This window comes from Pseudomonas sp. C7.1, from assembly GCF_056312395.1.
Map to the genome: position 1 here is coordinate 2,780,358 of NZ_JBWDTL010000003.1, position 20,851 is coordinate 2,801,208.

The following is a 20,851-nucleotide window of genomic DNA, read 5'->3' on the forward strand; positions in this document are numbered from 1 at the left end:
CCCGGTTACCCGGCTAACATTTCTTCTTCAACCGTCAGGACGACTCCCATGCTGCACACCCTTGCCGTCGCCAACTACCGCTCAATCAACAATCTGGTGCTGCCGCTGGGTCGGCTCAATCTGGTCACTGGGGCCAATGGCAGTGGCAAATCCAACCTTTATCGCGCCCTGCGCCTGCTGGCGGAAACCGCCCAGGGTGGCGTGGTCAATGCTCTGGCCCGTGAAGGCGGGCTGGATTCCACTTTCTGGGCCGGGCCGGAAACCATCAGCCGGCACATGCTCAGCGGCGAGGTGCCGGTGCAGGGCGGTCCGCGCAAAGAGGCCAAACGCCTGCGCCTGGGCTTTGCCGGTGATGACTTCAGCTATGCCATTTCCCTTGGGCTGCCCGAGCCGAGCTTGTCGGCCTTTGCCCTCGACCCGCAGATCAAGCGCGAATGCATCTGGGCTGGTGCCAGCTATCGCCCCGCCTCGCTGCTGGTGGATCGCGCCGGGCCGATGGTGCGTATACGTGAGGGCCGCAGCTGGCAGGTAATGGCCCAGCACCTGCCGCATTTCGACAGCCTGTTCGACCAGATCGGCAATGACCCCGCCTGCCCGGAAGTGTTCCAGCTGCGCGAACATATCCGCCGCTGGCGCTTCTACGATCATTTTCGCAGCGATGCCGAAGCGCCGGCACGCCTGCCGCAACTGGGCACCCGCACCCCGGTTTTGCACCACGATGGCCGCGACCTGGCAGCGGCGCTGCAGACCATCCGCGAAATTGGCGACCCAGAGGCGCTGAACGCGGCCATTAGCGATGCCTTCCCCGGCGCGCGTTTGCGCATCGATATGCAGGCCGGCGGACGCTTTGCCGTCGAACTGCAGCAGGAAGGCTTATTGCGGCCGTTGTCGGCCAGCGAACTGTCAGACGGCACTCTGCGTTATCTGCTGCTGGTCGCCGCCCTGCTCACGCCACGGCCACCATCGCTGATGGTGCTCAACGAGCCAGAAACCAGCCTGCACCCCGACCTGCTGCCCGCCCTCGGCCGGCTAATTATCGCCGCCTCGCAGCACACCCAGGTCTGGGTGGTATCCCACGCCAGCCGCCTGATCGCCACCCTGGAACAACACCCAGAGTGCAACGCCATCGTCCTGGAAAAACAGCTGGGGCAAACCGTGATCAGAGGCCAGGGCATGCTGGATGAACCCGCCTGGAAATGGCCGGATTAAGCCTTCGCAGCCAGGGCAGTTTGTAGGGTGGATGACGCTTCACCCATCCACCAACTGCTTCCCCCTTGGTGGATGAAAAAAGCGTCATCCACCCTACGCCTCACGCACCACTGCCATCGGCATGGCCTTTGGCTTACGAAACACCAACACATTCCCAAGCATCACCAGCACCAGGCCAAACAGCGCCGGGGCCGTCCATTGGTAGCCCTCGGCAAACACCGAGATATTCAGCGCCACCACAGGGAACAGCACGGTGCAGTAGGCCGCGCGCTCCGGGCCCATACGCCCGACCAGGGTCAGGTAAGCGGTAAAGCCGATCACCGAACCGGGAATCGCCAGGTACAGCAGAGTGCCGACGTAACGGGTATTCCACTCGAAGCCGAACGGCGTGCCGCTGACCAGGCAGATCGCCACCAGCATCAGCGCGCCATAGAGCATGCCCCAGGCGTTGGTGGTCAGGGGCCTGAGCCCAGCTTTCTGCTGCAAGCTGGAGAGCATATTGCCGGCGGAAAAACACAGGGTACCGATCAGCGCCAGGCCGATGCCCAGCAGGGTTTCGTGGCTGGCTTCCTGCCCGGCCAGTTCCGGCCAGAACAACAACGCAAGCCCGGCCAGCCCCAGCGCACCACCAGCCAGCACATTGGCGGCGATCCGCTGCTTAAAGAACAGCCGCGCATTGATCGCATTCCACAGCGTTGCGGTGGAAAAAATAACCGCCACCAGACCACTGGGTATCCACTGGCTGGCGGTGTAGAAGCACATAAAGTTGATGCAGAACAGACACAGCCCCTGCACCAGGCAGATCAGCTGGCCGCGCTTGTCCATTTTTTGCAGACGGCCGCTAAGCAGCAGGATGGCGAACAACACGGCAGCGGCCAGGGCGAAGCGATAGGCGATGGAGGCGGCAATCGCCACTTCGCCGAGTTGCAGCTTGAGGGCGATCCAGGTGGTACCCCAGATCAGCACGGTCAACAGATAGAGCGACAGGTTCATCAACAGACTCCCAGTAGATGGATAAGAGTCTGCGCCCGATCAGCCATGACGCTCTTGCATAAACTTGCGCTTATTATGGCCTGCCACCCTTGGCGGCCACCCTGCGGGCCATCGCGGCACGACATTAAACATGACTACACCACTTGATGCTGCATACGAGGTAGGTTGGCGTTGAGCGCAGCGGCAGCTGCTCGGTGCAACCAGCCTTCAGGACATCTGTGCCAGCGTCTTACGAAAGCGCAGCAGTGCGCCGGCAAAGAACAGCGCGCCGATTGCAGTGATGGCCAGGAACTGCGGCCAGACAGTCGCAAGCCCTGCGCCGCGATAGAGAATCGCCTGCGCCAAATCGACGAAATGGGTGGTCGGCGCCACTAACATAATGTTCTGCACCAGTTCGGGCATGCTCTCACGCGGCGTGGTGCCGCCAGAAAGGATCTGCAGCGGGATCAGCACCAGAATGATCAACAGGCCCAACTGCGGCATCGAGCGCGCGATGGTGCCGAAGAAAATGCCCATTGAGGTGGTAGCGAACAGGTGCAACAGCGCACCACACAAGAACAGCGGCAGCGAGCCGGCAATCGGCACTTGCAGCCAGCCTTGCACCACCAGCAACAGCGACAACGCAGTGGCCAGCAACACCACCAATCCCATCGACCAGACCTTGGCCAGCATAATTTCGGGCGGCGTCACCGGCATCACCAGCAGGTGCTCGATGGTGCCGTGCTCGCGTTCGCGGATCAATGCCGCGCCAGTAAGAATGATCGACAGCATGGTGATCTGGTTGATCACCTCCATCACCGAGCCAAACCAGCTGCGCGTCAGGTTTGGGTTAAACGCGACGCGCACGGCCAACTCCGCTTGCTGCGGCAGGTCGGCCCGGTAGTGGCGCAAGAACGCGCTGACTTCCTCGGCACCGATCATTTGGATATAGCCCGCACCGGTGAAGGCCATGCTCACCTGCGTGGCATCGACGTTGAGCTGGATCGCGGGGCTATGCCCGGCCAGTACATCGCGCTGGAAATCTGGTGGGATATTGAGGGTGAAGGTGTACTGCCCGGAGTCCATGCCGTGATCCATTTCGCTCAGGTCGATACGTTGCGGCGTGCGAAAAAACGGGGGCTGGAAGGCATCAATCAAGCGTGCCGAGAGCGGTGAGCGGTCTTCGTCGACCACTGCAATCGAGGCATTGTGCAGGCTCTCCGGCATGCTGGTGGCGGCCGTAATGATGCCCAGGGTAAAGGCCCAGACAATCAGCAACAGCAGCGCAGGGTCACGTTGCAGGCTGCGCAGTTCCTTGAGCCCCAGGTGAAAGATATTCGCCAGCTGCTCCATCTCAGGCCTCCTGTTTCTTCAGTAGGCTGGTGCACAGTGCCAGCAGGACGGGGATGGTAATCAGCAACGCGATGAAATAGCTGTACAGCTCAGTGAAACCCAGCGCTTTGGAGAACACCCCACGGCTGATGATGAGAAAGTGCGAGGTGGGATAAATCTGGCCAACCAGCGCGCCAAAGCCTTCGAGTGACGCCACCGGGTAGATCAACCCGGAGAACTGGATGGCCGGAATCAGGGTGACGATAGCCGTGCCGAATACCGCAGCAATCTGGCTGCGGGTAAAGGTCGACATCAGCAAACCCATGGCCGTGGCGCAGCTGATGTACAGCAGACCACCCGTCAGCAAGGCCAGTAGGCTGCCCTTGAGCGGCACATCGAACACCCACACCGCCGCGATCACCAGCAATACGAAATTGAGCATACCCAGGGCTATATAGGGCAGTTGCTTGCCAAGCAGAAACTCCAGGCGGGTGACCGGGGTGACATACAGGTTGATGATCGAGCCCAACTCTTTTTCGCGTACTACACCAAGGGCGGTAAGCATTGCCGGAATCAGCATCAGCAGCAGCGGAATCACCGCCGGCACCATGGCATTCAGGCTTTCCACATCCGGGTTGTAGCGGTAGCGCACTTCCAGGGTCGGCAGGGTGCTGCGGGTTGACGCACTGTCCTTGCGAGCCAGCTCCTGCAAGTAGCCGGCATGCAGGCCCATGACATAGCCTTTGATGGTTTCGGCGCGCATCGGCATCGCACCGTCGAGCCACATACCGATCTGCGGCACACCGCCGCGCTTGAGGTCACGGCCGAAGTTGGGCGGGATTTCCACCGCCAGGCTGATCTCACCACTGCGCATGCGCCGGTCCAACTCGTCGTAATCGTGCAGCGGCGCTTGCTCGATAAAGTAGCGTGAGCCGGCCAGGTTGAGCGCGTAGGCCTGGCTGGTGGTGGTCTGGTCCCTATCGAGCACCGCATAGGTGAGGTTCTCAACGTCCAGGCTGATGCCATAGCCGATGATAAACAGCAGCAACAAACTGCCGAGCAACGCCATGCTCCCGCGAATCGGGTCGCGGCGCAGCTCCAGGGTTTCTCGCCGGGTATAGCTGAACAGACGCAACAGGCTGAAGCGCTTGCGTTTCTGCGTATTGGCCTGCGGTGCTGGAGCCGCCGCTTCTGGTGCGGGCTGTTGCGCTTGCTCGCCTACGGCATCCTGCAGGTAAGCGATAAAGGTCGCCTCCAGGGTTGGCAGGCCGCGCTTGGCCATCAGCGCCTTGGGCGTGTCGCTGTCGAGCACCTTGCCGGCATGCATCAAGGAAATACGGTCGCAGCGCAGGGCTTCGTTCATAAAGTGGGTGGAGATAAAAATCGTCACACCATCATCGCGTGACAGATCGAGCATCAGCTGCCAGAACACATCACGAGCAATCGGATCGACGCCCGACGTCGGTTCATCGAGGATCAGAATTTCTGGCTTGTGAATGACCGCTACAGCCAGTGAAAGACGCTGACGAATGCCCAGCGGCAAGCGCTCGGGCAGCTGCTCCATGACGCTGCCAAGGTTGAAGCGTTCGGCCATTTCAGCCACTCGCGCGTCAATCTGCTCGGTCGCAACGTGAAACAGCTGGGCGTGCAGCGCCAGGTTCTGCCGCACACTCAGCTCGCCGTACAGCGAGAATGACTGCGACATATAGCCGACCCGCTTGCGTGTCGCCATGTCGTTAGCATTGACCACCTGACCGAACAGCAGGGCTTGCCCTTCGCTGGCGGGCAACAAGCCGGTAAGCATCTTCATGGTGGTGGTTTTGCCGCAGCCGTTGGAGCCGAGAAAACCGAAGATTTCCCCGCGCTCGATACGGAAGTCGACGTGGTCGACCGCAACAAAATCGCCGAAGCGCATGCTCAGGGCGCGCGCCTCAATGGCAACTTCCTGTTCACCAGCCGGGCGTGGCGGGATAACCAGTTGCTTATGGCCCTGGCGTTTGGCTTCCGGCATCAAGGCGATAAACGCATCTTCCAAGCTTGTGCATTGAGTGCGCTGCAGCAACTCGGCCGGGCTGCCTGCGGCTAATACAGCGCCTTCATCGATGGCGAACAAATGGTCAAAGCGCTCTGCTTCTTCCATGTAAGCGGTGGCCACCAGCACACTCATCTGCGGGCGCTGCCGGCGAATGCGTTCGATCAACTCCCAGAACTGGTTACGCGACAGCGGATCGACGCCGGTGGTGGGCTCATCGAGGATCAGCAGGTCAGGATCATGGATCAGCGCGCAACAGAGCCCAAGTTTTTGCTTCATACCGCCGGACAGCTTGCCCGCCGGCCGCTCACCAAACTCGCTGAGGCCCGTGCTGCGCAGCAGTTCGGCAATACGGGTTTTGCGCTCGGCCTCGGCCTGGCCAAACAGGCGGGCAAAGAAGTCCAGGTTCTCAATCACCGAGAGCGTCGGATAGAGGTTCTTGCCCAGCCCCTGGGGCATATAGGCGATGTGTGGGCACACCTGCCGGCGATGATCGCGGCTGGCCATGTCGCCGCCGAGCACCTCGATCTGCCCGCTCTGGATTTTGCGTGCGCCGGCAATCAGTGCCAGCAGGCTGGATTTGCCCACACCGTCGGGGCCGATCAAGCCAACCATGCACTGCGCGGGAATGTCCAGGCTGACGGCATTGAGGGCGCAGGTTTTGCCGTACTGCAGGCTGACATCATGCAGCTGCGCGACTGGCGCTGCAGGCGCGCTCACTGCGGAACCTTGATCGCCAGTTCTGCAGGCCACTCAGCCTGTGGCTCAAGCCGTAGATAAGCCACGCCGGGCACGCCGGTTTTTACTTGGGTGAGGTGGCGCTGCAGCAGCTCTGGATCAATCCGTGCTTTAACCCGAAACATCAGCTTTTCACGCTCGCTGGCGGTTTCCACAGTTTTCGGGGTGAACTGGGCGACGCTGGCCACGTAGCTGACCTTGGCCGGAATTACATACTGCGGTACGGCATCAATCACCAAACGAACTTCGGCACCCAGCGCCACCCGGCCAGCCTGTTGCTCAGGCAGGAAAAAGGTCATGTAGACATCACTCAGGTCAACCAGGTTAAGCACCTTGCCGCCCGCACCGATCACCTCACCCGGCTCGGCGATGCGGTATTGCACACGCCCTGCCCGCGGCGCCTTAAGCTGACTGTCCTCGATATCGATCTGTAACCGCGCGACGCTGGCTTGGGCGGCCTCCACAGCAGACTGCGCCTCAATCACCTGTGATTGTGCGGCGGCAATGCCCGCCTCAGCCGAAATAACCTGGGACTGTGCGGCCGCCAGAGCGGCCTGGGTGCTTTGCAGCCTGGCAAGGTCGTCATCCAGTTGCTGCTGCGCCATGGCACTGCGTTTGACCAGGATCACGCTGCGGGCGTGGCGCTTTTGCGCGGCAGACACTTCCGCCTGACGCTGGCGTACGATGGCCTGCGCGGTAACTTTCTCACTCTCACGCAAGCGTACCTGGGCACTGGCCGTCAGTTGACTGTTCTGCGCCTGGCGCATTTGCGCCTGGGCCTGCAGCACTTGCGCCTGGAGTACCTGGGTGTCCATGCGCGCAATCACTTGTCCGGCTTCGACGAACTCGCCCTCCTCAACCTCAATACTGGCGATGCGCCCTGGTAGCTTACTGGCCGCGTCAACGTCGGTGGCTTCAATCCGCCCGTTACCGCTGGCGAAGCCATCCCCCAGACCCTCGGGGCGCAGGGTGTACCAAAGCAGGCCAGCGATAACTGCCACGACGGCGACACTGGCGACAGGAAAGATCCATTTTCGGCTGACTGACATAATGACCTTGAGTCTCTAAACAGAGGAATTGGGGGCTACGGTACTCGGCGTCACAGCGCTAGGGCTTTTCCGCAGTAGAACAGTGTCAAGTCCGACAGGCTCCTAGGGCTGTTCAAAACGGCTCAAGCGGCGCCGCAGGTGGCTGTTTTCGGCGCGCAGGTGCTCCAACTCATCAAGCAACTGCAACGCCAGGGCCACACCCGCCCACTCAATTTGCAGTTCAACTTGTAAGCGCAACGCCCGCTTGGCGACGGACAGTGCATGGCCACTAAACCGCCATTGCTCCGGTGTAGCACCACAGGGTTGGACGATGCCGTGTTCGACAATTTCCAACAGCACCGCCTGCGGCAGCTCAGCACACAGGCAGAACTCGTGAATATCTAATTGCAGGCTCTGGCTACTCATCACTGGCTCCACTGCGCGCGCGGATTAAAAGCGGCTTGCTCGGCCAGCTGTGCCCATAACGCGCGCGCAGACTCGTCAGTTTGAGCCGGGATGACGATCTTGAACAACGCATACAGGTCACCCGGTTCGCCGGCCTTGTTGCGCAGCCCCTTGCCTTTGATCCGCAGCCGTTGCCCTGCTTGGGTATTGGCGGGTATGCGCAGGTTGATTTTGCCGCTCAGCGTCGGCAGCGTAACTTGGCTGCCCAGCACGGCTTCCCAGGCCGCCAATGGCACAGTGAGGACCAGGTTGTGCCCCTCAACATCGAACAGTGGGTGGGGCACGAAGTGAATGATCAAGTACAAATCGCCATTGGCGCCGCCACCTAACCCCGGCGCGCCCTGCCCTTTTAGGCGAATGCGTTCGCCATTGCTTACTCCAGGCGGGATTTTGACATTCAAGGTCTTACTGATCGCCGGCAGAGGCTGACCGTCAGGGCTGTATTGCGGGAGTTGGAAGGCAATTGTTTTGGTTTCATCTGCCAAGGTTTCTTCCAGCAGCAGCGGCAGCGCCATTTCAACGTCCTGGCCTCTGCGCGCGCGTTTGCGGCCGGCGTCCTGGAAACGTCCAGCGCCACCAAACAGCGACTCGAAAAACTCGGAATACTCACTGCCAGCGCTGCCACCTTCGGAAAACCCCGCATGACCTGGCGGTTGCCAGCCCGGTGGCGGCTCGAAGGGGCGGCCTTGCTCGGCGTATTTGCGCAGCTCGTCGTACTCAGCGCGCTTTTCGGCGCTTTTCAGCACCTCATAGGCTTCGGCGACTTCCTTGAATTTATTTTCCGCATCCGTTTCCTTGCTGACGTCTGGGTGGTATTTGCGCGCCAGTTTGCGGTAAGCCGTCTTCACGGCTTTGTCATCAGCTCCCGGTTCAAGCCCGAGCACCTTGTAGTAATCCTTGAAGTCCATCGAGCCACCTTGGGTCGTCTACAGACGCATTGCTTGCACCAGTAAACGCTGGTCAGGTGCAAGACGCTTTGTCAGAGATCAAGAGAATTGGCATTACTGAACCCTGGGGCTGCGACGCGCTGCAGGGCTGGTCCTGCACCAAGGCATGAGATGAGATGAGTGGTGCGGCGCGCAACCCACCAGGCAATGCTGCGTACAGCAGTTAACGGGGCATAGCCTATTTTTTATTCCAACACTTCAACAATAGTTGTAGTGTTGTCCCATGGAAAAGATAACCGCCATCAGCATTTTCGAATCCCTGTCATCTGGCCTGCGCCTGGATGTGTACCGGCTATTGGTCAAACAGGGCAGCACAGGCCTGGTCGCCGGCGAAATCGCCACAACCCTGGATGTTCCGCCGACCAATCTTTCATTCCACCTCAAGGCGTTGACCCAGGCCGGGATGCTGACGGTGCAACAGGAGGGCCGCTTCCAGCGCTACCGCGCCAATATCCCGCTGATGCTGGACCTGATCGCCTACCTCACCGAGGAGTGTTGTGCCGGCAACCCGGAGCAATGCGCCGGCCTGCGAACCCAGTCCAGTTGCGCACCTGCAGTGTTACCACCGCTGACCTGAATCAAGTTTGAACATGAGCCGCCGTGCTCTACTGCTGCCGAGTAACATTTCAACAATCGTTGGAGAGTTAAAATGAAAACCCTTGAAGTCTTTGACCCTGCCCTCTGCTGCAGCACCGGCGTGTGCGGCGTTGAGGTTGACCAGGCGCTGGTCAGCTTTGCCGCTGATGTGCTGTGGGCGCGCCAGCAAGGGGCCAGGATCGAGCGTTTCAATCTGGCCCAGCAGCCGCTGATGTTTGCCGAAAACGCCGCAGCCAAAGCCTTTCTGCAACGCTCTGGCCAGGAGGCACTGCCCTTGCTGCTGCTCGATGGCGAAGTGGCCCTGGCCGGGCGTTACCCGAATCGTGGCGAACTAGCCCGCTGGCTGGGCATTACCGAGCCTGTCGACGTCAAAGCACAAACCTCTTGCTGCTCCGGCGGCAACTGCTGCTGAACTCAGGAGAGCTCCATGCACTTTCTCGATCAACCACCACGCTTTCTGTTCTTTACCGGCAAGGGCGGTGTGGGCAAAACCTCGATTGCCTGCGCTACCGCCGTGCGGCTGGCCGCCGAGGGCAAATCTGTGCTGCTGGTGAGTACCGATCCGGCCTCCAATGTCGGCCAGGTATTTGGCGTCAGCATCGGCAATCAAATCACCCGCATCCCTACGGTGGCGAACTTGTCAGCCTTGGAAATCGACCCGCAGGCGGCCGCGCAATTGTATCGCGACCGCATCGTCGGCCCGGTGCGCGGCGTGTTGCCCGAGGCCGTGGTCAAGAGCATCGAGGAGCAGTTGTCCGGTGCCTGCACCACGGAAATCGCCGCCTTCGACGAGTTCACCGCGCTGCTCACCGATGCGGCACTGACTCAGGATTACCAGCACATTATCTTCGACACTGCGCCCACCGGGCACACCATTCGCCTGCTGCAACTGCCCGGCGCCTGGAGTGGTTTTCTCGAAGACGGCAAAGGCGATGCCTCCTGCCTCGGCCCGCTGGCCGGCCTGGAAAAGCAGCGCAGCCAGTACCAGGCTGCGGTAGAAGCCCTGGCCGATCCACTGCGTACCCGCCTGGTACTGGTCGCCCGCGCACAGGCCTCGACCCTGCGCGAAGCCGCACGTACCCATGAGGAACTGGCCGCGATTGGCTTGCGCCAGCAGTACCTGGTAATCAATGGCGTGCTGCCCGCCGCCGAGGCGGCAGAGGATGAACTGGCTGCGGCGATTGTCGCCCGTGAGCAGGCGGTGATCACGGCGCTTCCGAGCGTGTTACAGGCACTACCCCGCGACCAGATCGCGCTCAAGGCCTTCAACCTGGTGGGGCTCGACGCGCTGCAGCAGCTGCTCGACAGCGACGCGCAGCCGATCGCCGCTACTGCCCCAGAACCGTCCGAGCCGCTTGATGCACCAACGCTGGCGACCATGGTCGATGAGATCGCCGCCGACGGCCACGGCCTGATCATGGTGATGGGCAAGGGCGGCGTGGGTAAAACCACCCTGGCTGCGGCCGTGGCGGTCGAACTGGCGCAACGTGGGTTGCCGGTGCACCTGACCACCTCGGACCCGGCCGCGCATCTGAGTGAAACCCTGAGCGAGGCGCTGGACAACCTGAAAGTCAGTCGCATCGACCCCCATGCCGAAACCGAGCGCTACCGCCAACAGGTGCTACAAAGCAAAGGTGCCAAGCTCGACGCCCAGGGCCGTGCCATGCTCGAAGAGGATTTGCGCTCGCCCTGCACCGAAGAGATCGCCGTGTTCCAGGCCTTTTCGCGGATCATCCGCGAGGGCGGCAAGCAGTTTGTGGTGATGGACACCGCACCGACTGGCCACACCCTGCTGTTGCTCGACGCCACCGGCGCCTATCACCGTGATATCGCCCGGCAGATGAGCGACAAAGGCGTGCATTTCACCACGCCGATGATGCAGCTACAGGACCCTAAGCAGACCAAGGTGCTGTTGGTGACCCTGGCCGAAACCACACCGGTGCTAGAGGCCGCCGGCCTGCAGGAGGACCTGCGTCGCGCCGGTATCGAGTCCTGGGCCTGGGTGATCAACAATAGCATCGCCGCCGCGAACACCCGCTCCCCCCTGTTGCTGCAACGCGCTGTCAACGAGCGCCGCGAGATCAGCGCCGTTGCCAACATACACGCCCGCCGATATGCCCTGGTGCCGCTGCTTAAGAACGAGCCGGTGGGTATCCACAACTTGCGCGCGCTGGCGCACAGAGAAGAGGTTTGAGTATGAGCGCTACACAGCCTATTGGTTTTTTTGAACGCTACCTGTCGGTTTGGGTAGCGCTCTGTATCGCTGCCGGTATTGGCTTGGGCAGCCTGTTTCCAACACTATTCCAGCGCATGGCCGGCCTTGAGTACGGCTCGGTCAACTTTATCGTCGCGGTGCTGATCTGGCTTATGGTCTACCCGATGATGGTGTCGGTGGACTTCTCCAGCCTCAAACGCATTCACGAGCGGCCCAAGGGGCTGATCATCACCCTGGTGGTCAACTGGCTGATCAAGCCGTTCACCATGGCTGGCCTGGGTGTGCTGTTCTTTCATTATTTCTTTATCGACCTGATCGACCCGACCGATGCCAGCCAATATATCGCCGGTTTGATCCTGCTCGGTGCCGCGCCCTGTACCGCCATGGTCTTCGTCTGGTCGCAACTGACCCGTGGTGACGCCACCTACACCCTGGCCCAGGTGGCGCTGAATGACGTGATCATGATCTTCGCCTTCGCCCCCCTGGTCGCACTGCTGCTCGGGGTCACCGATATTGAGGTGCCTTGGGCGACCCTGATCCTCTCTGTCGGGCTTTATGTATTGATCCCGCTGATCGCCGGGGTATTCACCCGCATCAAGCTCAGCGCCTCGGCCAGCAGTGCAGTCGAAGCCGAACATGCGGTCAGCCGCTTCAACGCCCGGGTAAAACCCCTGTCGGTGCTCGGCCTGCTGGGTACCGTGGTGCTGCTGTTCGGTTTTCAGGGGCAGATCATTCTCGATAAGCCGCTGCTGATTGCCCTGATTGCCGCGCCCTTGCTGATTCAGTCCTACGGCATTTTCGCCATTGCCTACGCGGCGGCGCGAGTATGGAAAGTGCCCTTCAATGTGGCCGCACCCTGCGCCCTGATCGGCACTTCGAACTTCTTCGAACTGGCGGTGGCCGTTGCCATTGGTATGTTCGGCCTCAACTCCGGGGCTGCCCTGGTCACCGTGGTCGGGGTGCTGGTGGAAGTGCCGGTGATGCTGTCGCTGGTGGCCTTCGCCAACCGCACCCAGGGTTGGTTCCCAAAGGAAGCCGTGAAGATAGCGCCCTGCCCCGCCCAAGCCCCTGCTCAAGGAGAACAACGCCATGTTTGAGAAAGCACTAATTGCACTCGATCTGTCACCAGCCGAGCAACCCATTCTGGGCCTCCAGCAAGGTGAACGGTAGCACTGCGGCAAACCTCTGTGAAATCGCCGGGCGCCCGGTGTTGATGGTGCCCTGAAACAGTCGGAGAGCGCGTTGTGACAAACAAAATTCTGTTTTTATGTGTCGCCAATTCATCCCGCAGCCAGATGGCCGAAGGCCTGGCTCGCCAGCTTCTGGGGCCAGGTGTCGAGGTCATGAGCGCCGGCTCACAGCCCGCTCGGGTCAACCCCCATGCCATCGCTGCCATGGCGGATGCCGGCATCGATATCAGCCACCAGACATCGAAGTCAGTGGATAGCATCGACCCTGCTGCTATTGATCTAGTGGTGACCCTCTGTGCCGAAGAGGTCTGCCCGATTATCCCGGGCAAAGTGAAACGCCTGCATTGGCCCATCATCGATCCGGGCGCTACAGATGGCGAACTAATGGCCCGGTATTGGCGAGGGTCACCGCGCCCCGGGTGGCATGCCGCAAGTGCCCGATGATCAGCGTCGTGCTGTGTCCCAGCGTCATAAGCAAAATATCGCTACACCAGAGACTACTCCGAAAGAGACGGGCATTGGCTTATCAGTGATGTCGCTTTGCCAATAGCCTGGAAAGGGGCAGATCAGTGACTGGCATGCCGAGGCAGACCAATGGAAATCAACGCCGCCAGCAGCACAAAGGCCGAGGACACCCACAGGCAGGCTTCTAGGCCATAAGCCTGATACACCCAGCCCGACAGCAGCGTGCCGATCAGCCGGCCGAGGGCGTTGGACATGTAATAGAAACCGACATCCAGCGACACGCCGTCTTCCTTGGCGTAGCTGACGATCAGGTAGCTGTGTAACGAGGAGTTCACCGCAAACAGCGCGCCAAATACCATTAAGCCGCCGAGCAGCACCCCGTGCGCCGACACGTCGCTGTACAACCCGAGTGCAATAAGTGCCGGCACACCGGCCAACACAGCGGCCCACGCGAAGGCGGCACGGCCATCCGGCAACTGGCCGCTGGCTTTACCGGTGATGGCCGGGGCGAAGGACTGCACAATGCCGTAGCCAATCACCCAGGCCGCGAGAAAGCCGCCGACCATCCAGAAATCCCAACCCAATACGCTGGACAGATACACCGGCAAGGCGACGACAAACCACACATCGCGCGCGCCGAAGAGAAACAGTCGCGCGGCGGAGAGGATATTGATCGCCCGGCTCTTGGACAGAATGTCGCGGAACTTCGGCTTGGCCTTGGCCTTGCCCAAGTCCTTCTTCAGCAACACCACACTGGCCAGCCAGATCAGCGCCAGCACGGCGGCCATCAGCAAAACAGCACCGCCGAAACCGAGCAGCGCCAGCAGCGCACCGCCCATAAAAAAGCCCACACCCTTGAGCGCGTTTTTCGAGCCGGTCAGGATCGCCACCCACTTGTACAAGGTGCCCTGCTGGCTGTCCGGCACCAGCAGCTTGATCGAGCTCTTGGCGCTCATCTTGTTCAGGTCTTTGGCGATACCGGACAGCGCCTGAGCGCCCATTACCCAGGGAATCGTCAGCCAGGCTGCCGGCACGGTGAGCATCAACAAGGCCGCCACCTGCAGGCCCAGGCCGATATTCATGGTGCGATTAAGCCCCAGCCGCGCCCCCAGATAGCCGCCGACCAGATTGGTGACCACACCGAAGATCTCATAGAACAGAAACAGCGCGGCGATCTGCAGCGGCGTGTAACCCAGGCTATGAAAATGCAGCACCACCAACATGCGCAACGCGCCGTCGGTGAGGGTAAAGGCCCAGTAGTTGCCGGTGACCAGCAGGTATTGGCGCACTTCGGGGGCTAGGCGGGATAAGGCGTGCATGGGGAGATCCTGTGGTGCCGCATGGAATGTTTGATGGGTATCGCCAAGCTCAACCCATCCTACGGATCTGCGGCGTTGGCGTAGGGCAATGAGATGGACTCCTCCCTCCTACGGCGTCTATGCGCCAGACTGAGGTTGTCACAACCAAACAGCCACGAAGGGAGGAGTCACCATGAAACTTAAGCGAATCGGCATCGATTTGGCAAAACAGGTTTTTCAAGTTCATGGCGTCGATAGCCACGAGCAGGTGAAGTGCCGTAAGCAGCTCAAGCGTTCACAGATGCTGGATTTCTTCCGCCAACAAGAGCCGTGCCTGGTGGCGATGGAAGCCTGTGGTAGTTCGCATTACTGGGCGCGCGAGCTAGGCAAGTTGGGGCATGAAGTGCGGTTGATTGCGCCGCAGTTCGTCAAACCCTACGTCAAGAGTGGTAAGAACGACGCCAACGACGCGGAGGCGATTTGCGAGGCTGCCAGCCGACCCACGATGCGTTATGTCGCGGTGAAGAGTGCCGACCAGCAAGCTGGGCAGTCGGTGCACCGGATCAGAAGCCGGTTAATCAGGGCGCGTACAGCGTTGGTTAACGAGATACGTGGCTTGCTTGGCGAGTTCGGTTTGGTTGCGAGTCGCCAGGGAATAGCGGCCACCCGCGCGTTGCTGCAGCAGGCGCTGGACGAACACCAGACATTACCGGGCGAGCTGCACGAAATGCTGGAGCTCTTGCGTGATGAGCTGCAGGGACAGGATGAGCGAATCAAACAGCTGGACGGCATGCTTCACCGTCAGGTTAAGACGGATGAGCGTGTCCAGCGTTTGCTGCAGGTGGAGGGCGTTGGCCCGATCAGCGCGACTGCCGTGGTGTCTGCAGTGGGTGATGCACGGCAGTTCAGTTCGGGCAGACAGTTCGCGGCCTGGCTGGGATTAGTGCCGAGCCAGCATTCAAGTGGCGGCAAAGAACGTCTGGGGCACATCAGCAAAAAGGGTGACTGTTACCTGCGCACGTTATTGGTCCATGGCGCTCGTGCGGTGCTGAAGACCTGTAAGGAAAAGACGGATCGACGCAGCACCTGGCTGCAGCAGTTGCAGTGTCGACGCAACACAAATATCGCCACGGTCGCCCTGGCGAACAAGAATGCCCGGATCATCTGGGCAATCCTCAGCAAGGGGGAAGACTATCAACCTGCTGAGGCGTAAACCTGAAGTACCCAAGCAGGAATGAAGTGACACCGTAGAAGATCCACCACGATTGCACAGTGACATGCAGTGATGACGAACCGGTCGAGCCGGCATGTGTAAAACCTGCTTTACCCACAGGCCCTCTGTAAACCAAGGCCGCTAGGGCGATCAGGAACACATGAGCGGATATTCATCATGGCTCAAGGCACCCAACGCCTTATTAGAAGCCGGATATACGGAAGCAGTCGTACCTAGGTTCGTTGGATGTGTATTTCACTGGCAAAACGGGAGGAGTCCATATATGGGTTAGCCGAAGGCGTAACCCACCACCCGGCCGCGAGGCCGGCCATACAGGTCATGCCAAACCCACCATCCGCGCCAGCTCCACCGCGCGGTTGGCGTAGCCCCATTCGTTGTCGTACCAGGCGTAGAGCTTCACCTGAGTGCCGTTGACCACCATGGTCGACAGCGCATCGATAACCGAGGAGCGCGGGTCGGTGCGGTAGTCGATGGACACCAGTGGCCGCGCCTCATAGCCAAGAATCCCAGCCAACGGGCCATCAGCGGCGGCCTTGAGCAGTGCGTTAACCTCCTCCACCGTGGTCGCGCGCTCCACCTCGAATACGCAGTCAGTCAGCGAAGCGTTAGCCAGTGGCACGCGCACGGCGTGGCCATTCAGCTTGCCGCGCAGCTCGGGGAAAATCTCGGCAATTGCCGTGGCCGACCCGGTGCTGGTGGGGATCAGACTCATGCTGCAGGCGCGAGCGCGGCGCAGGTCCTTGTGCGGCTGATCGAGAATGCTCTGGGTATTTGTGACGCTGTGGATGGTGGTGATCGAACCGTGGCGAATGCCGAGGTTCTCGTGGATCACCTTGACCACCGGGGCCAGGCAGTTGGTGGTGCAAGAGGCGGCAGTGACGATGCGGTGCTGTGCCGGGTCGAACAGCTGCTGGTTGACGCCCATCACGACATTCAGCGCGCCCTGCTCTTTGACCGGCGCGCAGACCACCACGCGCTTTACGCCTTGGTCGAGGTACGCCTGCAACACCGCAACAGTTTTCATTTTGCCGCTGGCTTCAATCACCAGATCGCAACCACTCCAGTCGGTGTCAGCAATCGCCTTGTTGGCGGTGACGGTGATCCGCTTACCGTCGATCAACACACAGTCGCCTTCACTGCTCGCTTCATGCTGCCAGCGGCCATGTACCGAGTCGAAATTCAGCAGATGCGCATGTGTCGGCGCATCGCCGGCCGGGTCGTTGATCTGCACAAATTCCAGCTCCGGCCAGCCCCAGGCAGCGCGCAGCGCCAGACGACCGATACGACCAAAACCATTGATACCTACCTTGATAGTCATAAACGAACTCCCTTTAGAAAGTGATTAAATATTGCGCGGCGCAAACATAATGATCGCCATGCCAAGCATGGCCACAGCCGCGCCCAGCAGGTCCCAATGGGTGGGACGAATGCCGTCCACCAGCCACAGCCAAATAATTGCCATCGCCACATACACCCCGCCGTAAGCGGCATACACCCGCCCGGCAGCGGTTGGATGCAAGGTCAGCAGCCAGGCGAACAGCGCCAGCGAGGCGGCGGCCGGCACCAGCAACCAGATACTTTTGCCCTGTTTGAGCCACAGGTACGGCAGGTAGCAGCCGATGATTTCGGCCAGCGCCGTGAGGGCGAACAGGCCCAGGGTATTGAGCATACTCATCTCAGTTACCGAACTGGGCGATCCAGCCCGCATGGGCCGGATGCTGAATGGCTTTCGGGCGTAGCGCCTGCACCAGGCTGACGGCCTCGCTGCGCTCAATACCCAGCTCGATGAGGATGCGTGCAGCGATCAGCCCGGTGCGCCCGGAGCCGCCCTTACAGTGAATGGCGATGACTTTGTCAGCCGCCAGCAACTCAGCCATCTGCGCCATAGCCACCGGCCAGGCGGCGTCGAAATCCGCCTGCGGCACCTGCTCATCAGCCACCGGCAAATGCAGCCAGAGCAGATCTTGCGAGGCGCACAGCGCGGGCAAATCGCTGGCGTCGTTTAGCGCCAGTTCGGCAGTCGGCATCAGGGTCAGCACGGCATCGGCACCGGCTTGTTTCAGGGTGTTCAAAGCGCTATCGATGCTGCTGTCCTTGGTGCCAGGGCAAGGCGTGAAAATCAACCGGCCAGGGCGATTGGGGATGCTAAGAAAATCGAAGGGATGGGACATACGGATTGATCCTGAAAATTAAATGGAAGCTTGCTAGATGGAGGCCTGATTAACCCGTTTGGACAGCTGCTCTGCCGACTCCTTGCGCTCGGAGTAGCGGTCCACCAGATAGTCCGCCTGACCGCGCAGCAGCAGGGTGAACTTGACCAGTTCCTCCATCACATCCACCACGCGGTCGTAATAGGCTGACGGTTTCATCCGCCCGGCGTCGTCGAATTCGAGAAAGGCCTTGGCCACCGAAGACTGGTTGGGGATGGTGAACATGCGCATCCAGCGCCCCAGCACGCGCATCTGATTTAGCGCATTGAAGGACTGCGAGCCGCCGCTGACCTGCATCAGCGCCAGGGTCTTGCCCTGGCTCGGCCGCACCGCGCCCATGCTCAGGGGAATCCAGTCGATCTGCGCTTTGAACACCCCGGTCATCGCGCCATGGCGCTCCGGCGAGCACCAGACCATGCCCTCGCTCCACTGCGCCAGCTCGCGCAACTCCTGCACCTTGGGGTGATCCTCGGGCGCGTCGTCCGGCAGCGGCAGGCCGCTAGGGTTGAAGATGCGCGCTTCGGCGCCAAATTGCTCAAGTAGACGCGCAGCTTCCTCGGTCAGCAGACGACTGTAGGAGCGCTCTCGGTTGGAACCGTACAGCAGCAGGATGCGCGGTTTATGCGCGGCGGGCGGTTGCGCCAGTTTTTCCTGGCTCGGCAGATCAAGCAATTCGGGGTCGATATTTGGCAGTTCGGGGTTCATGGTCTTGCTCCGCAAAACAGTGGTTCAGCAGCACACGCGGCGCGATCAGGGCGGTCACCCATGCTGTGCAGGCGCAGGCGATCTTCAGCCAGCTGCGGGTCATCCGCCGTGAGCATCTGGGCCAAAATCTGCCCGACCCAGGCTGGCAGCTGCGGGTGCACGCGGTAGTAAACCCATTGCCCGGCGCGGCGATCCTGCAACAGGCCACAGCTGCGCAGCTGGGCCAGGTGGCGGGAGATCTTCGGCTGGCTTTCCTCCAGGGCCGCAGTCAACTCGCAGACGCACAGCTCACCTTCCTGGGCGATCAGCTGGGTCATGCGCACGCGGGTCTCGTCGGCCAGGCACTTGAACAGGGTGACGGGGGCGAGCATCTGCACAGGTACGCTGGCTTTACTTTTGACCAGCACGAACATCTTGATGCGTTCATGGATCTGTTGCAGGCAGTGCTTGTAGGCATTCTTCTGTCGGCTGCCGGCCGGGTCCTCGAAATCCCAGGCGATATATTCGCCAGCACCGGGCAAGGTACTGCACTCGAAGGCGGACTTGTCACACAGGGTGATCACATAGTCGAACTGCTGGCCGTCGAAATTTTCCAGAGGTTTGCTGTGCAGATCCTCGGTGCTCACCCCCAGCTGCTCCAGCGCCAGGCGCGCGCGCGGGTCCACCTCGTCGGGCTGAGTGCCGGCGCTAAAGGCCTCATAGCCGTCAGGATCGGTATGGCGCAGCAGCGCCTCGGCCATCTGCGAGCGGGCGGCGTTGGCCACGCAGAGGAACAACACGCGGGTCTTTTGGCTCATGGCGATGGTCGTCATGCAAATACGGTTTGGTGAATATATTGATAACCGTATATCTTGTAAACCGCATATCCTGATGCCTGACCCGAGATCAACCAAGGAGCGACTGCATGCCCGCGAATGAGCCAGTGGATGTTCTGATTATCGGCGGCGGCCAGGCTGCTCTGGCCACCGCCTACTTTCTGCGGCGCACCCCGCTGTCGTTTTTGCTGCTGGATGATCAGGCGCAACCTGGCGGCGCCTGGCAGCATGGCTGGGATTCGCTGCGGCTGTTCTCCCCGGCCACCTGGAGTTCGATTGCCGGCTGGCAGATGCCTAATCCGGAACCCGGCTACCCGCACCGCGATGCAGTGATCGACTACCTTGCCCAGTACGAGGCGCGCTACCAGCTGCCGATTGTGCGACCCGTGCATGTCGATTCGGTGACCCGCGACGACGAGCTGTTTGTGGTACAGGCCGGCACCCAGCAATGGCGTTGCCGCGCCCTGGTCAGCGCTACCGGCACCTGGAGCAAGCCGTTTATCCCCGCTTACCCCGGCGGTGCAGAGTTTGCCGGCCAGCAGCTGCACTCGGCGCAGTACCGCGACCCGCAAGCCTTTGCCGGCAAGCGCGTGCTGGTGGTGGGCGGCGGCAACTCTGGGGCGCAAATTCTCGCCGAGGTTTCGACCGTGGCCGAGACTCTGTGGATCACCCCCGAACCGCCGGCCTTTCTGCCCGATGAGGTCGATGGCCGGGTGCTGTTCGAGCGCGCCACCGAGCGCTGGAAGGCCCAACAGGAAGGCCGCGTAATCGATCAGCCAGTGGGTGGCCTGGGCGATATCGTCATGGTCGAACCTGTACGCGATGCCCGCGAGCGCGGTGTGCTGGTGGCCGAGCGGCCGTTCCAGCGTTTTAGTGCGGACGGCGTGGAATGGGCCGATGGTCGCCGTGAGGCGGTGGACGCGGTGATCTGGTGCACCGGCTTTCGCCCGGCGCTGGATCATCTGCATGGTCTGGATGTGCTGGAAGCCGATGGCAAGATCGCCGTCGACGGCACCCGCGCCTGCAAGCAACCCGGATTATGGCTGGTCGGTTATGGCGAATGGACCGGCGCGGCCTCGGCCACCCTGATCGGCGTCACCCGCACCGCGCGCAGCACGGTCAATGAAATAACAGCAGCCCTACAGGGCGACTTGGATCAATAGCAGACCACCCGAGCGCCGCTAGACTCGGCGCTCAGCAGCAAGGAAATCGCCCAGGTGAATATCCGGTGGGGCTACTGATCTGGGTGATGATCACCCCATGCTGATGAAGATTGATTTCAGCGCCATTGGCGAGGTCTACCAGCAGCGCCAGGGTGATCGAGTTCCCAGTGATGCTCTGGTTGGTGAGCATGATCAATAAAAGCAAAAGCTGGAACGAGCGCGCCCCGGTACACGAC

General features: G+C 61.0%; 20 protein-coding genes and 1 pseudogene. 9 read left to right on the forward strand and 12 right to left on the reverse strand.

The window, feature by feature from the left end; all coding sequences use genetic code 11:
* Positions 1 to 48: 48 nt before the first annotated feature.
* A complete protein-coding gene (locus AC0T4W_RS16485) occupies positions 49 to 1,209 on the forward strand; it encodes an AAA family ATPase (protein ID WP_476320778.1) in 1,161 nt (386 codons plus the stop codon).
* A 93-nt stretch (positions 1,210 to 1,302) separates the two neighbouring features.
* Here the strand turns inward: AC0T4W_RS16485 and AC0T4W_RS16490 are convergent, their stop codons facing one another.
* From AC0T4W_RS16490 to AC0T4W_RS16515, 6 genes are all read right to left on the reverse strand, one after another.
* Entirely contained in the window at positions 1,303 to 2,202 is a 900-nt protein-coding gene (locus tag AC0T4W_RS16490) for a DMT family transporter (RefSeq protein WP_476320780.1), read from the reverse strand.
* A gap of 207 nt (positions 2,203 to 2,409) precedes the next feature.
* Positions 2,410 to 3,534, reverse strand: a complete 1,125-nt coding sequence (locus tag AC0T4W_RS16495) for an ABC transporter permease (RefSeq protein ID WP_476320782.1) — start codon at positions 3,532 to 3,534, stop codon at positions 2,410 to 2,412.
* A 1-nt stretch (position 3,535) separates the two neighbouring features.
* On the reverse strand, positions 3,536 to 6,265 hold the full coding sequence (rbbA, locus tag AC0T4W_RS16500) for a ribosome-associated ATPase/putative transporter RbbA (RefSeq protein WP_476320784.1): 2,730 nt from the start codon (positions 6,263 to 6,265) through the stop codon (positions 3,536 to 3,538).
* A complete protein-coding gene (locus tag AC0T4W_RS16505) occupies positions 6,262 to 7,332 on the reverse strand; it encodes an HlyD family secretion protein (RefSeq protein ID WP_476320786.1) in 1,071 nt (356 codons plus the stop codon). The genes rbbA and AC0T4W_RS16505 overlap by 4 nt, the downstream gene beginning before the upstream one ends.
* Positions 7,333 to 7,434: 102 nt before the next feature.
* Positions 7,435 to 7,737, reverse strand: coding sequence for a chaperone modulator CbpM (locus tag AC0T4W_RS16510; protein ID WP_476320788.1), 303 nt, complete (start codon positions 7,735 to 7,737; stop codon positions 7,435 to 7,437).
* On the reverse strand, positions 7,737 to 8,684 hold the full coding sequence (locus AC0T4W_RS16515) for a DnaJ C-terminal domain-containing protein (protein ID WP_476320790.1): 948 nt from the start codon (positions 8,682 to 8,684) through the stop codon (positions 7,737 to 7,739). Before AC0T4W_RS16515 ends, AC0T4W_RS16510 begins: the two co-directional genes overlap by 1 nt.
* A 262-nt stretch (positions 8,685 to 8,946) precedes the next feature.
* On the opposite strand from AC0T4W_RS16515, the gene AC0T4W_RS16520 reads away from it, so the two are divergent.
* From AC0T4W_RS16520 to AC0T4W_RS16540, 5 genes are all read left to right on the forward strand, one after another.
* A complete protein-coding gene (locus AC0T4W_RS16520) occupies positions 8,947 to 9,300 on the forward strand; it encodes an ArsR/SmtB family transcription factor (protein ID WP_476320792.1) in 354 nt (117 codons plus the stop codon).
* Between the two features lie 72 nt (positions 9,301 to 9,372).
* On the forward strand, positions 9,373 to 9,732 hold the full coding sequence (arsD, locus tag AC0T4W_RS16525) for an arsenite efflux transporter metallochaperone ArsD (RefSeq protein WP_476320794.1): 360 nt from the start codon (positions 9,373 to 9,375) through the stop codon (positions 9,730 to 9,732).
* 15 nt (positions 9,733 to 9,747) lie between these two features.
* Positions 9,748 to 11,514 (forward strand): arsenical pump-driving ATPase, encoded by a 1,767-nt coding sequence (gene arsA, locus AC0T4W_RS16530; RefSeq protein WP_476320796.1) that lies wholly within the window; start codon positions 9,748 to 9,750, stop codon positions 11,512 to 11,514.
* 2 nt (positions 11,515 to 11,516) lie between these two features.
* Positions 11,517 to 12,632: an ACR3 family arsenite efflux transporter gene (gene arsB / locus AC0T4W_RS16535; protein ID WP_476320798.1), complete on the forward strand. Its 1,116-nt coding sequence runs from the start codon at positions 11,517 to 11,519 to the stop codon at positions 12,630 to 12,632.
* A 147-nt stretch (positions 12,633 to 12,779) separates the two neighbouring features.
* Positions 12,780 to 13,169: an arsenate reductase ArsC gene (locus AC0T4W_RS16540; protein ID WP_476320800.1), complete on the forward strand. Its 390-nt coding sequence runs from the start codon at positions 12,780 to 12,782 to the stop codon at positions 13,167 to 13,169.
* Between the two features lie 122 nt (positions 13,170 to 13,291).
* Here AC0T4W_RS16540 and arsJ read toward each other — a convergent pair whose 3' ends face one another.
* A complete protein-coding gene (gene arsJ / locus AC0T4W_RS16545) occupies positions 13,292 to 14,509 on the reverse strand; it encodes an organoarsenical effux MFS transporter ArsJ (RefSeq protein ID WP_476320802.1) in 1,218 nt (405 codons plus the stop codon).
* 172 nt (positions 14,510 to 14,681) lie between these two features.
* On the opposite strand from arsJ, the gene AC0T4W_RS16550 reads away from it, so the two are divergent.
* Entirely contained in the window at positions 14,682 to 15,701 is a 1,020-nt protein-coding gene (locus AC0T4W_RS16550; RefSeq protein WP_476316403.1) for an IS110 family RNA-guided transposase, read from the forward strand.
* A gap of 337 nt (positions 15,702 to 16,038) precedes the next feature.
* Here AC0T4W_RS16550 and AC0T4W_RS16555 read toward each other — a convergent pair whose 3' ends face one another.
* The 5 genes from AC0T4W_RS16555 to AC0T4W_RS16575 are packed head-to-tail and all read right to left on the reverse strand — an operon-like array spanning position 16,039 to position 19,434.
* Positions 16,039 to 17,040: an ArsJ-associated glyceraldehyde-3-phosphate dehydrogenase gene (locus AC0T4W_RS16555; RefSeq protein ID WP_476320804.1), complete on the reverse strand. Its 1,002-nt coding sequence runs from the start codon at positions 17,038 to 17,040 to the stop codon at positions 16,039 to 16,041.
* A gap of 24 nt (positions 17,041 to 17,064) precedes the next feature.
* Complete coding sequence (locus tag AC0T4W_RS16560; RefSeq protein ID WP_476320806.1) at positions 17,065 to 17,397, reverse strand: YnfA family protein; 333 nt, start codon at positions 17,395 to 17,397, stop codon at positions 17,065 to 17,067.
* Between the two features lies 1 nt (position 17,398).
* Entirely contained in the window at positions 17,399 to 17,893 is a 495-nt protein-coding gene (locus tag AC0T4W_RS16565) for a phosphatase domain-containing putative toxin (RefSeq protein ID WP_476320808.1), read from the reverse strand.
* A 33-nt stretch (positions 17,894 to 17,926) separates the two neighbouring features.
* Positions 17,927 to 18,637 (reverse strand): arsenical resistance protein ArsH, encoded by a 711-nt coding sequence (gene arsH / locus AC0T4W_RS16570; protein WP_476320810.1) that lies wholly within the window; start codon positions 18,635 to 18,637, stop codon positions 17,927 to 17,929.
* Positions 18,634 to 19,434, reverse strand: a complete 801-nt coding sequence (locus AC0T4W_RS16575; protein ID WP_476320812.1) for a metalloregulator ArsR/SmtB family transcription factor — start codon at positions 19,432 to 19,434, stop codon at positions 18,634 to 18,636. The genes arsH and AC0T4W_RS16575 overlap by 4 nt, the downstream gene beginning before the upstream one ends.
* A gap of 107 nt (positions 19,435 to 19,541) precedes the next feature.
* Between AC0T4W_RS16575 and AC0T4W_RS16580 the strand changes: the two genes are divergently transcribed.
* A complete protein-coding gene (locus AC0T4W_RS16580) occupies positions 19,542 to 20,615 on the forward strand; it encodes an ArsO family NAD(P)H-dependent flavin-containing monooxygenase (RefSeq protein WP_476320814.1) in 1,074 nt (357 codons plus the stop codon).
* Between the two features lie 42 nt (positions 20,616 to 20,657).
* Positions 20,658 to 20,763 (forward strand): annotated as a pseudogene (locus tag AC0T4W_RS16585) (arsenical-resistance protein); the annotation flags it as partial.
* Between the last annotated feature and the right edge of the window lie 88 nt (positions 20,764 to 20,851).